General features: G+C 69.1%; 11 protein-coding genes, 1 tRNA gene and 1 pseudogene. 3 read left to right on the forward strand and 10 right to left on the reverse strand.

The genetic code is table 11. The features are described 5' to 3' along the window. Positions 1-23: 23 nt before the first annotated feature. The 6 genes from ACYQPG_RS28775 to ACYQPG_RS28800 all read right to left on the reverse strand — a co-directional run bounded on the left by ACYQPG_RS28775 (position 24) and on the right by ACYQPG_RS28800 (position 6,103). Positions 24-689 (reverse strand): TetR/AcrR family transcriptional regulator, encoded by a 666-nt coding sequence (locus ACYQPG_RS28775; protein WP_419830818.1) that lies wholly within the window; start codon positions 687-689, stop codon positions 24-26. 78 nt (positions 690-767) lie between these two features. After that, on the reverse strand, positions 768-1,412 hold the full coding sequence (locus ACYQPG_RS28780) for a glutathione S-transferase family protein (protein WP_147907181.1): 645 nt from the start codon (positions 1,410-1,412) through the stop codon (positions 768-770). A 44-nt stretch (positions 1,413-1,456) separates the two neighbouring features. Further along, positions 1,457-1,735, reverse strand: a complete 279-nt coding sequence (locus ACYQPG_RS28785) for a hypothetical protein (protein ID WP_147907180.1) — start codon at positions 1,733-1,735, stop codon at positions 1,457-1,459. Between the two features lie 53 nt (positions 1,736-1,788). Continuing rightward, the gene (ilvN, locus tag ACYQPG_RS28790; protein WP_007561879.1) at positions 1,789-2,331 is read right to left on the reverse strand and encodes an acetolactate synthase small subunit; all 543 of its coding nucleotides are present in this window, start codon (positions 2,329-2,331) and stop codon (positions 1,789-1,791) included. A gap of 130 nt (positions 2,332-2,461) precedes the next feature. After that, the gene (locus ACYQPG_RS28795) at positions 2,462-4,237 is read right to left on the reverse strand and encodes an acetolactate synthase 3 large subunit (RefSeq protein WP_419830819.1); all 1,776 of its coding nucleotides are present in this window, start codon (positions 4,235-4,237) and stop codon (positions 2,462-2,464) included. Positions 4,238-4,657: 420 nt separating this feature from the next. Then, a complete protein-coding gene (locus ACYQPG_RS28800; protein WP_147939772.1) occupies positions 4,658-6,103 on the reverse strand; it encodes an amidase in 1,446 nt (481 codons plus the stop codon). A 34-nt stretch (positions 6,104-6,137) separates the two neighbouring features. Between ACYQPG_RS28800 and ACYQPG_RS28805 the strand changes: the two are divergent. Continuing rightward, a pseudogene (locus ACYQPG_RS28805) lies at positions 6,138-6,380 on the forward strand (antitoxin MazE-like protein); the annotation flags it as partial. 26 nt (positions 6,381-6,406) lie between these two features. Here ACYQPG_RS28805 and pyrC read toward each other — a convergent pair. From pyrC to aroQ, 3 genes are all read right to left on the reverse strand, one after another. Next, the gene (gene pyrC / locus ACYQPG_RS28810) at positions 6,407-7,492 is read right to left on the reverse strand and encodes a dihydroorotase (protein WP_419830820.1); all 1,086 of its coding nucleotides are present in this window, start codon (positions 7,490-7,492) and stop codon (positions 6,407-6,409) included. A 13-nt stretch (positions 7,493-7,505) separates the two neighbouring features. After that, complete coding sequence (locus ACYQPG_RS28815) at positions 7,506-8,207, reverse strand: orotate phosphoribosyltransferase (RefSeq protein ID WP_147939770.1); 702 nt, start codon at positions 8,205-8,207, stop codon at positions 7,506-7,508. Between the two features lie 132 nt (positions 8,208-8,339). Continuing rightward, entirely contained in the window at positions 8,340-8,792 is a 453-nt protein-coding gene (aroQ, locus tag ACYQPG_RS28820; protein ID WP_419830821.1) for a type II 3-dehydroquinate dehydratase, read from the reverse strand. Positions 8,793-9,077: 285 nt separating this feature from the next. Here aroQ and ACYQPG_RS28825 point away from each other — a divergent pair, with 285 nt between their 5' ends. Further along, positions 9,078-9,920 (forward strand): beta-keto acid cleavage family enzyme, encoded by an 843-nt coding sequence (locus ACYQPG_RS28825; RefSeq protein WP_419830822.1) that lies wholly within the window; start codon positions 9,078-9,080, stop codon positions 9,918-9,920. A gap of 45 nt (positions 9,921-9,965) precedes the next feature. Beyond that, positions 9,966-10,039 (forward strand) — tRNA-Gly (locus ACYQPG_RS28830). A gap of 77 nt (positions 10,040-10,116) precedes the next feature. Here the strand turns inward: ACYQPG_RS28830 and ACYQPG_RS28835 are convergent. Further along, positions 10,117-11,076 (reverse strand): helix-turn-helix transcriptional regulator, encoded by a 960-nt coding sequence (locus ACYQPG_RS28835; protein ID WP_461232263.1) that lies wholly within the window; start codon positions 11,074-11,076, stop codon positions 10,117-10,119. Positions 11,077-11,190 lie beyond the last annotated feature (114 nt).

Raw genomic sequence — 11,190 nt, forward strand, 5'->3', positions numbered from 1 at the left:
TCAGGTGCTGGTTTCGGGTGAGGTTAGGCTTTGGCCTGGCCGTACAGGGCCAGGAACTGCTCCACGGCGCGCTCCGCATCGCGCCGGATCTCATCTGCATCGAGGTCGAGCGCCTCGCCGAGCAGAAGTCGGATCTGAATATCGCGGCCGACGAGGCCGAAGAAGGTCCGGAACGCCGCCTCGCTGTCGGCGAAAGCGAGGAGCCCGGCGGTGCGCCCGGCCTCCAGCACCGGCTTCACCCGCTCACCGATGGCGAAGCGACCGTTCGCCAGTACGATGCCGCCGAGGTTGCTCTTGCGCGAGCCGGCATGGGCGACGGCGATCCGGTTCAGCGCCACCGAGGTGCGGCTCGCGATCACCGTCAACCAGGAGACCGCGAAGTCCTGAAGATGCTCCCGCAGGGTCGTCCCGTCGAGGGTTTGCACGGCCTCGCGGCCGGCATGGACCCGGGACGCCTGCCACCGCACGGTGGCGGTGAGCAGGCCGTCGCGGTCGCCGAACCATTTGTACAGCGTCTCCTTGGAGCAGCTGGCCCGGCGCGCGACGGCGTCCATGGTGAGTTGGTCCCCGTCCTCGACCATGAGGGCGAGCACGGCATCGAGCACCGCCTGCTGGCGCACGGATGGCGGCTCGTGCGCCTGGGCGCCCGCCTCCATCGTCTCCTGCCGCTCAGCGAGGCTCGACCGCATCGTTCCCAGTACCGTACCGTACGGTACGCTCGATAGAGCGATTCGTCCGACGCCGCAAGGGGCCGGACGACGCTGGATCTACGCTGGCAGGGACAGCCCCTCGCGCCCGAATACCGCCTGCACCGCCGGCCGCTCGGCGACCCGTCGAGCGTGTGCGTGCCAGGCCGGAAAGCGCTCTGCCATATCGAACTTGATCGACGACCCGGACGCCCAGACCCAGAACACCATCAGGTAGGCATCGACCACGCCGTAGCGATCGCCCACCGCCCAGCCGCCGTTCGAGAGCCGGACCTCGGTCATGGTGCAGAGGTCGCCGTAGGTGTCCGCAGCCTTGGCACGGATGCCGGCGAAGGCGTCCTCGTCGGCGGTGTAGCGCTCGGGGCGACGGACATGCGCGTAGGCGACGTGGTGGTTGGCGGCGAGCCAGCCCAACCACTCGTCGGCCACGGCCTGCGCGCGCAGGTCGGTCGGCCAAAAGCCCTTCTCGGGCACGGAGCGGGCGACGTGGCGCAGGATCGCGGCGCACTCGGTCAGCACCCAGCCGTCCTCGACCAGAGCTGGCACACGGCCGCGCTCGTTGATCGCGAGGTATTCCGGTGCCCTCTGGTCCCCCGCCGCGAGGTTGAGCTTCACGCCCTCGAACGGCAGCCCTGATTCTTCGAGGATGATGTGGGCGGCCAGTGAGCAGGCGCCGGGGGCGTAGTAGAGGGTGCGGGTTGTCATGCGGGCCCTTTGCGGTCTTGGAATCAATAGCAGGCAACCCGGGATTACCGCCTCGGATCCGCGAACCGGGATGCCTGCAGGCCGATCAGTGTCGCGACCCGGGGGCGAGCCTCGGCGAGAACCACAGCGGGTGCCGTGCCAAGGCGTCTCAAGATGCGGGTACGCTGATCGATCACGCGGACCTGATCCGTCGAAGCCGCGCCCGCACCGACGGAGCCGGGCGGCAGCATGACTTCCGCGGCCAGGGCTCGCTGTTGCGCCAGGTGCGCACGGCTCAGCCGCGCGGCGAGATCATCGCCCCAGCATGTGACCTCGGCTTCCATGGCTCCGCATCCCACGAGGACGGCGGAGCATAGCAGATCCGAGCCTTTGGCCCCTACAGCGGCTCCGACCCGCGCCCCATGGCGCTGATGCCGGTGCGGCAGATCTCGACCAGGCCGATCACGCTCATCAGGCGCACGAACCGGTCGATCTCCTCGGTGGCGCCTGTCAGCTCGAACACGAAGGAGTTGAGCGTGGCGTCGAGCGTCTTGGCGCCGAAGGCGGCGGCCAGGCGCAGGGCCTCGCTGCGGTGCTCGCCTTCGCCCTTGACCTTCACGAGGCAGATCTCGCGCTCCAGCGCGTTGCCCTGGAGCGTCAGGTCCACGACCCGGTGGACCGGCACCAGCCGGTCGAGCTGCGCCTTGATCTGCTCGATCACGGCGTTGGTGCCGGCGGTCACGATGGTGATGCGCGAGATGTGGCGCGCCTCCTCGGTCTCGGAGACGGTCAGGCTCTCGATGTTATAGCCGCGGCCGGAGAACATGCCGGAGATGCGGGCGAGCACGCCGGGCTCGTTGTCCACGATCACGGCGAGCGTGTGCCGGTTCACCGGCTCGACGCGGACGGCGTCGGGATAGTGGGTGTTCATCGCGTTCATCGCCGGCTTCGTCCTCGTCCAGTCCTGCTCATGGCGGCGATCCGAGCGCGTCTCGCGCAAGGCAAGCGCGACCGCGCACCGCCGCCCATGCGGCGGGCAGCGGCCCCGAAGGGCCGCCACCCTGAAAACCTCACACCAGCATCTTGCCTTCCTCGGAGATCACGTCGCCGAGTTCGACGCCGGTCTCACCGAGGTAATCGGACAGGAGCATCTCGTTATGCGCCTTGCCCGACGGGATCATCGGGAAGCAGTTCTCGGTCTTGTCGACGATGCAATCGAACAGCACCGGCCCGTCATAGGCCAGCATCTCCGCGATCGCGCCGTCGAGGTCGCCCGGCTTCTCGCAGCGCATGCCCTTGGCGCCGTAGGCCTCCGCCAGCTTGACGAAGTCCGGAAGGCTCTCGGAGTAGCTCTGCGAGTAGCGCGAACCGTGCAGCAGCTCCTGCCACTGCCGAACCATGCCCATGTACTCGTTGTTCAGGATGAACACCTTGACCGGCAGCCGGTACTGAACCGCGGTCGAGAGTTCCTGCATGTTCATCAGGATCGAGGCCTCGCCGGCGATGTCGATCACCAGCCCCTTCGGGTGGGCGAGCTGCGTGCCGATGGCCGCCGGCAGGCCGTACCCCATGGTGCCGAGGCCGCCGCTCGTCATCCAGCGGTTCGGCTCGTCGTACTTGAAGTACTGCGCCGCCCACATCTGATGCTGGCCGACCTCGGTGGTGATGTAGGTCTCGCGATCCTTGCAGGCTTCGTAGAGGCGCTGCACGGCGTATTGCGGCTTGATGATCGTCCCCGACGGCCAGTAGGCGAGGCAGTCCCGCGCCTTCCAAGCGCCGATCTTCTGGAACCACGGGTCGAGGTTGGATTTCTCCGGCCGCGACGGCAGGGCGCGCCAGGCCTCAAGCATGTCGGCCAGCACCGAGGCGCAGTCGCCCACGATCCCGACATCGACCTTGACCACCTTGTTGATCGAGGAGGCGTCGACGTCGATGTGGATCTTCTTGGAGAACGGCGAGAACGCGTCGAGCCGGCCGGTGATCCGGTCATCGAACCGGGCGCCGACGCAGATCATCACGTCGCACTCGTGCATCGCGAGGTTGGCCTCGTAGGTCCCGTGCATGCCGAGCATGCCCAGGAACTTCGGGTCCGTGCCCGGATAGGCGCCGAGCCCCATCAGGGTCGAGGTGACCGGGAAACCGGTCTCGGCAACCAGCTCGCGCAAGAGCCGCGAGGCCTCCGGGCCGGAATTGATCACGCCGCCGCCGGTGTAGAAGACCGGGCGGCGTGCGGTCGCCATCATCTCGACCGCCGCGCGGATCCGGTCGCCGTCGCCCTTGACGGCGGGGCGGTAGGTCTTGTGGCTCGAGATCTCCGGGCGCTCGTAGAGGCCGGAGGCGAACTGGATGTCCTTGGGCAGATCGACCACGACCGGACCGGGCCGGCCGTTCGCCGCGACGTAGAACGCCTCGTGCAGGATCCGCGGCAGGTCCTCGATCGATTTGACCAGGTAATTGTGCTTCGTGCAGTGGCGCGTGATGCCGACCGTGTCGCACTCCTGGAAGGCGTCGGTGCCGATGAGGTGCGTCGGAACCTGCCCGGTGATGCAGACGAGCGGGATCGAATCGAGCAGCGCGTCGGTGAGGCCGGTGACGATGTTGGTGGCACCGGGCCCCGACGTGACCAGCACGCAGCCGACCTTGCCGGACGAGCGCGCATAGCCCTCGGCCGCGTGCACCGCGCCCTGCTCGTGCCGGACGAGCACGTGCTTCACCGCGTCCTGGTGGAACAGAGCGTCGTAGATCGGAAGTACGGCACCGCCCGGATAGCCGAACAGCGTGTCCACGCCCTGATCCCGGAATGCCCGGATGACCATCTCGGCCCCGGTCATGACCTCGCCGCCCATGCTCTCCTCCTCCGCTCCCCGGATCGTCAACGGCGGTCGTGCGCCGCCGGACGGGCCGGTTCTTCTCGTCCTGCACCTTCGTCACGCGAGGCGGCATCCGCCTCGCTCGAAAGTCCTGTCTCCGTCGGTATCTCGAACGCGTGGATCTCGTTGGTCGTGATGCGTCACCGGGCAGCGGGCAATAAAAAAGGGCCCCTAGGGACCCTGCATGCGCCACCGCTCGGATTGCAGCCCTGGTTTAGGGCCGCCCCGTCGGTGACGCTTCCGCTACAATAAGAACCGCGTTCATCGGATATCCGAGCCTGCCTCGCGGCGATCGATGAATCCAGGATCGGATTCAGGTCAGTCGCGCGTGAAGTGTTGGGCCTCATACCGGAGACCTGACAACCGGTCAACGCGTAAGCTGAGGATCGACCGCGCTCAGTGCAGGGGCGGCGGCCGGCGGCGCACCCAGTTGCTCGCCGCGTCGTAGGCCGCGCCGAGCTGGAGGCAGGCGAGCTCGCCGTGGTTCCGGGCGACGATCTGGATACCGGTCGGCAAACCGGTCTCGCCGAAGCCTGCCGGGACGTCGAGGGCCGGGAGGCCCGAGAGGGTCACCGGGATCACGGTCTGCATCCACCGGTGGTAGGTGTCCATCGTGCGGCCGCCGACCTCCCGGGGCCAGCGCAGGTTCTTGTCGAACGGGAAGACCTGTGCGCTCGGCATGACCAGGTAATCGTAGCGCTCCATGAAGCGACGCAGGGTCTCGTACCAGCGGGTGCGCGCCTCCAGGGCGGCGACCACCTGGTCGGCGGTGAGCGCCAAGCCGCGTTCGACTTCCCAGACGGCCTCCGGCTTGAGTTGCGCCCGGTGGGCGGGCTCGTCGTAGAACGGCCGGAGCGAGGCCGAGACCGCCAGCGCCCGCAGGGTCAGCCAGTCGCGCCACTGCGCCTCCATGTCGAACCGGGGCGCGACCTCCTCGACCACGCATCCGATCTCCGTGAAGGTGGCAAGAGCGGCGCGGCCGAGTTCGAGCACCCCGGGATCGAACGGGATCTGGCCGTCGAAATCCCCGAGCCAGGCGATCCGCGTTCCGCGGAAATCCCGGGCCAGCGGGCTCGCGAAGGCGGAGGGGTCCTGACGGATCGTGTTCGGGCAGCGAGGATCGTAGCCGGCCTGGACCGACAGCATCAGGCCGATATCGGCGGGGCTGCGTCCGATCGCACCGAGCACGGACAGGCCCGGGCTGAACACGTCCTTGGTCTCGACCGGGATCCGGCCCCAGCTCGGGCGCAGCCCGAAGCAGTTGTTGAAGGCCGGAGGGTTGCGCAGCGACCCGCCGAAGTCGCTGCCGTCGGCCACCGGTTGCAGCTTGAGCGCAACCGCCACAGCGGCCCCGCCGCTCGACCCGCCGGCGCTCTTCTCCGGGTCGTAGGCATTCCCGGTCACGCCGTAGACCGGGTTGAAGCTGTGCGACCCGAGGCCGAACTCAGGGATGTTGGTCTTGCCGATGAAGATCGCCCCGGCCGCGCGCAGCCGGGCGACCATGATCGTGTCCACCTCGGCAATCCGGCCGGCGAAGATCGGCGAACCTTGAGTGAACGGCAGCCCGCGCACCGCATCGAGATCCTTCACGGCGAGCGGGAAGCCGTGCAGCGGCCCGACGTCCTCGCCGCGCCCGAGGGCGGCATCCCGCGCCTCGGCCTCTCGAACAAGCACTGCGTCGTCCTGAAGCCCGACGATGGCGTTGACCTGCGGATTGAGCCGGTGGATCCGCTCCAGGTACGCGCGCATGACCTCGACGCAGGAGACGACCCGGCCGCGGATGGCAGCCGCGAGATCCACGGCACCGAGCGCCGTGATGCCGTCCTGTCGCTCATCCTGCATGGTCGGGTCTCCGGATCGGTAGGCGGCTTACAGAATGTCGGCGCGAGGGAAAACCGTCTGTCTTCGCCGACATGACCTGTCACCCTCGAGGCGCACGCGATTTGTGCCGAATCTGTTAGATTCCGCGTCTCTGCGCCTGAAGGGTCGCAAGGACCGTGCGCGCTTCCGTGCTGAGGGGCTGAGACCCGTTCAGATCTCGGCTCCCGACGTCCGGACATCGGCGTTCGAAGCTGAGGCGCATCGCCAGTCGCTCGCAGTGGCCGACACCGCAGGCGATGCCGAGCACCAAGCCCGTTCCCGCCTCTACGCCACCACCGCCCAAGGCAGCGTCTCATCCCCGCGGAACACCACCACGGTGGTGGCCTCCACCGCGACCGCCTCGATGGCGCGGCTCTCCCGGCGCTCCAAGGTGACGGTGGCCGCGTTGGGCGCGAGTCCGTGGAAGCGCGCGCCGTTCAGTGACGCGAAGGCCTCGAACCGGTCCAGCGCCCCCTCCTCGTCGAACACCTGCACGTATGTCTGCAAGGCGGTCGGGCCGCAGAACACACCGGCGCAGCCACAGGACGCCTCCTTGGCGCCGCGGACATGCGGGGCGGTGTCGGTGCCGAGGAAGAAGCACGCCTCGCCGGAGGTGGCGGCCGCCCGCAGCGCCAGGCGGTGCCGCTCACGCTTGGCCACCGGCAGGCAATAGAGGTGCGGGCGCAGACCGCCCTGGAAGATGTGGGTGCGGTTGATGACGAGGTGGTGCGGCGTGATCGTCGCCGCCACGCGAGTGCGGTTGGCCCGGACCACGTCGAGGATCTCGGCCGTAGTCGCGTGCTCGACGGTGACCTTCAGCCCCTGGTGGCGGGCGAGCAGCGGGATCAGGCTGCCCTCCATGAACGCCGCCTCGCGGTCGAAGATGTCGATCTCCGGATCGGTGGCCTCGCCGTGGATCAGCAGCGGCATGCCGATCCGCTCCATCCGCTCCAGCACGGGCGCGAGCCCGATCAGGTCGGTGACGCCGGCATGGGAGTTCGTCGTCGCGCCGGCCGGGTAGAGCTTGGCGGCGATCCAGACCTTCTCGGCAAAGCCGCGCTCGATCTCGTCCGGGTCGGTGTCGTCCCGCAGGTAGCAGGTCATCAACGGGGTGAAATCGAGGCCGGCGGGCAGCGCGGCCAGGATCCGCTCGCGATAGGCGCGCGCCGCCGCCACCGTGGTCACCGGCGGGACCAAGTTCGGCATGATGATGCCCCGGGCGAACTGGGCCGCCGTGTAGGGCAGCACCGCCTTCAGCATCGCGCCGTCGCGCAGGTGGATGTGCCAGTCGTCCGGCCGGCGGATGGTGATCCGGTCGGCCGCCGTGGAAGCGGGCGGCTGCGCGGCGGGGAACAGGTCGGCGACGCTCATCGCGGCGGCCTCCTCAGGCCTGCCCGAACGCGGAAATGCCGCCGTGGGCGGCGGACCAGTCGGCCGGCGCGTTCAGGAAGCTCTCGACCTCGGCCAGCGTCTTCGGGTCGAAGGTGCCCATCTCCTTGGCCACCGCCAGCACGTCCCACCACGTGGTGAGGTAGTGCAGTTTGATCCCGATCTCCTGCATCAGCGCGGCGCTGCCGGGGAAGATGTCGTAGTAGAACAGCACGAAGCAGTGATCGACCTGGGCCCCGGCGTCCCGCAGCGCCTGGCAGAAGTTCACCTTGCTGCGCCCGTCGGTGGCGAGATCCTCCACCAGCAGGGTCCGGGCGCCCTCCACAACCTCGCCCTCGATCTGGGCGTTGCGGCCGAAGCCCTTGGGCTTCTTGCGCACGTACTGCATCGGCAGCATCAGCCGGTCGGCGATCCAGGCGGCGAACGGGATGCCGGCGGTCTCGCCACCCGCGATGTGGGTCAGCGTCTCGTAGCCGATCTCGCGCACGATCGTCGAGGCGGCGAAGTCGATCAGTGTCGAGCGCAGGCGCGGGAACGAGATGATCTTGCGGCAATCGATATAGACCGGGCTGGCCCAGCCGGAGGTGAACTTGAACGGCTCGTCCTTGTAGAAATGGACCGCCTGGATCTCGAGGAACATCTTGGCCGCCTCGCGGGCGATCAGCGTCCGGTCGATGGGCAGGAACGACGTGGTCATGCGGCGTGCGCGCTCCGCTGGGGGCACTCTCCGCCGGCGACCGGTCTCGAGTGCGAGGATGGGGAAGGCCTGACCGGTCTCCTCCGCCCTGTCTCCGCCAGCGTCAACCCTGAACCGGCCGCTATCCGCCGCTCAGGCCGTGCCGGCCTGGGCCCGCAGCTGCGCCAGATGCCGGATCGCTAGGGCGTAGCCGTGCGTCCCGAAACCGGCCAGCACGGCTGTCGCGGCGAGCGAGACGTAGGAATGATGGCGAAACGACTCGCGCCGGTGGACGTTCGAGATGTGGCACTCGATCACCGGCACCTCGCAGGTGTTGAGCGCGTCGAGGATCGCCACCGAGGTGTGGGTGTAGGCGCCGGCATTGATCACGATGCCGGCCGAACCGACCCGGAAGGCCTGGATCGCGTCGATCAGCGCGTGCTCTGCGTTGCTCTGACGGAAATCCACCTTGAGCCCGAAGCCGCCGGCGGTCTCGCGGCACAGGGCCTCGACATCGGCCAGCGTCTCGCGCCCGTAGATCTCCGGCTGCCGCTTGCCGAGCAGGTTCAGGTTCGGCCCGTTCAGGACCAGGATGGTGTCGTTCATCGTGTTCCTCGCCGCTCGAATGGCGGCTCGCCTCGACTGCGCCCAGGCCCTGTGACACCCCTTCTCCGATCCACGCCCGCATCCGCGATGTGTGGGCGCAGCGAGCCTCAGGGCGAGGGCGTGGGCCGGCTCGCCCCGTTGTGGCCGCGCGTGGTGCGAGGGTCAAACGAGCCGCCGGGTTCACCCTGTCACCGGCGCCGAGATGTCCCGCCCGGGCGGTTCAGTTTCCCGGTGCGCGACGTTATCCCGGACCGGAACCAGACGGACGATCAGGGAGAAGACGCGATGGCAGGATCCCCGAGCGAGGCGCCCGTGGTGATCGCGGTGGCGATCACCGGCTCGGTGCCGCGCAAGAAGGACAACCCGGCCGTGCCGGTCACCGTGGCCGAGCAGGTGGAATCGACGCAACAGGCCTTCGAGGCCGGCGCGACGCTGGCCCATATCCACGTGCGCAACGACGACGAATCGCCCTCTTCCGACCCCGACAAGTTCGCCGTCGTGCAGGAGGGGCTGCGCAAGCACTGTCCCGGGATGATCGTACAGTTCTCCACCGGCGGGCGCGGGCGCGATCCGGCCGCCCGGGGACTCTCGCTGAAGCACCGTCCCGACATGGCCTCGCTCTCCACCGGCTCGGTGAACTTCCCGACCATCGTGTACGAGAACGGCGCCGGCCTCGTGACCGATCTCGCGAGTCAGATGAAGCAGCACGGGGTGCGGCCGGAGATCGAGATCTTCGACCTGTCGCACCTTCACGGCGCCAGGAGGCTGGTCGAGGCGGGCCTGATCGACGCGCGCCCGCACGTGCAGTTCGTGATGGGCATCCAGAACGCGATGCCGGCCGAGGAGCACCTGCTCGACATCCTGCTCGCCGAGACGCGGCGGATCCTGCCCGAAGCCACCTGGACCGCCGCCGGGATCGGCCGCAACCAGGCGGTCGTGATGGACTGGGCGCTCGCGCGCGGCGCCGACGCGGTCCGCACCGGCCTGGAGGACAACATCCGGGTGACGAAGGACCGGCTGGCGGCGAGCAACGCCGAGTTGGTCGGCCTCGCTGCGGAAGCGGTCCGCCGCCACGGCCGCAACGTCGCCAGCCCCGCCGAGGCGCGGACCGCGCTCGGCCTGGCCTGAGACCGTCTTCTCACGGGCCGGACGGCGTGCTAACGATCCGCCCGCGCGGGTGTAGCTCAATGGTAGAGCAGCAGCCTTCCAAGCTGAATACCCGGGTTCGATTCCCGGTACCCGCTCCACGCCGTCTCACCGTCGGAAGCCGATGGCAGCGGCAGCATATCGGATTGGTCTGCGCGCCTCCCGGCCGCGAACGCCCTCAAAGATCCATCGCGCGATCACGCCCGCGAACGTGACCGTGGTCGATGGTCCCGCCCGATCGTCGGACCTGTGACGGTGTGAGACCGAAGCGCTTGCGGAACGTGCGGTTGAAGTAGGACAGGTCGCCGAACCCGACATCGAAGGCGATCGCGCTGACCGGACGGGCATCCTCGGCATCCGTCAGGCGCTGCATCGCCCGGTCGAGGCGGCGGGCGAGGACGAAGCCCGAGAAGGTCTCGCCCTCCGCCTGGAACATCGCCTGGACCTGCCGGCTGGAGATCTGCTGGGCCTGCGCGACGGCCTCCAGGCTCAGGTCCGGCCGGCCGAGGCGCTGCTCCACTTCGGCCTTGAGCGCCTGGATCCGCAGGTCGCGCCGGCTCGGGCCGGGCGCGGAGATCGCGACGCCGGGCTCGCGCACGATGTAGGCCAGCAACTGGGCGAGGTGCTCGCGGACGAGGTCCGCGATGCCCGCGGCCCCCACGGGGATCAGGCCCCGCAGAAGGCTCGCGCCGTAGACGGTCAGCGTCTGCAGCCCCGGATGGTCCCGCCCGATCCGCCGGATGTGACCGGTCTCCAGCGCGGCGAGCGGACCGGTCAGACGCTGCCGGTCGATCGCCAGGAGGTCGATCCGGTCGACCCCCAGTGCGTCGAAGACGGCGTCCCGGCTCGTGGCGACCAGCAGCGCGTCCCTGGAGCAGCAGGCGACCGTGCTCCCGCCCTGGGTCACCTGGAGGCGCCCGATCGCAGGCCGCACCAGCAGCAGGCGCTCGCCCGGGCCCTCGTCGCGCCAGGAACGGGACGGCTCGAACACCGAGGCGATGCCGAGGTCCGGAACGATGCGAATCGCCGTCCGGCCCCGGAACGGAAGGGAATCGGGGTCCGCGCGCGACTCCGGGACGACGCCGGCCGCCGCCCCGCGGGTCACGGCCTGCACCGTGGCGCTCATCGCGGTGGCCAAACCGGGTTTCCCGGCGACGTGGCGGCCAAGCAAAGTCGTTTCGTCATCGCGCCCTCCCTCACCCTGCAGCTGCGCAGCAGTCCATACTCTTGCGCGCCCGAGTCCAAGCGGGTT

The sequence above is a fragment of the Methylobacterium sp. CM6246 genome, assembly GCF_054818005.1.

Bases quoted from the DNA above. Each gene is read 5' to 3' on its own strand.
- aroQ (WP_419830821.1), bottom strand. From the start codon at position 8,792: ATGAACGACACCATCCTGGTCCTGAACGGGCCGAACCTGAACCTGCTC.
- ACYQPG_RS28815 (WP_147939770.1), bottom strand. From the start codon at position 8,207: ATGACCACGTCGTTCCTGCCCATCGACCGGACGCTGATCGCCCGCGAG.
- pyrC (WP_419830820.1), bottom strand. From the start codon at position 7,492: ATGAGCGTCGCCGACCTGTTCCCCGCCGCGCAGCCGCCCGCTTCCACG.
- ACYQPG_RS28780 (WP_147907181.1), bottom strand. From the start codon at position 1,412: ATGACAACCCGCACCCTCTACTACGCCCCCGGCGCCTGCTCACTGGCC.
- ACYQPG_RS28795 (WP_419830819.1), bottom strand. From the start codon at position 4,237: ATGGGCGGCGAGGTCATGACCGGGGCCGAGATGGTCATCCGGGCATTC.
- ACYQPG_RS28825 (WP_419830822.1), top strand. From the start codon at position 9,078: ATGGCAGGATCCCCGAGCGAGGCGCCCGTGGTGATCGCGGTGGCGATC.
- ACYQPG_RS28785 (WP_147907180.1), bottom strand. From the start codon at position 1,735: ATGGAAGCCGAGGTCACATGCTGGGGCGATGATCTCGCCGCGCGGCTG.
- ACYQPG_RS28775 (WP_419830818.1), bottom strand. From the start codon at position 689: ATGCGGTCGAGCCTCGCTGAGCGGCAGGAGACGATGGAGGCGGGCGCC.
- ACYQPG_RS28800 (WP_147939772.1), bottom strand. From the start codon at position 6,103: ATGCAGGATGAGCGACAGGACGGCATCACGGCGCTCGGTGCCGTGGAT.
- ilvN (WP_007561879.1), bottom strand. From the start codon at position 2,331: ATGAACGCGATGAACACCCACTATCCCGACGCCGTCCGCGTCGAGCCG.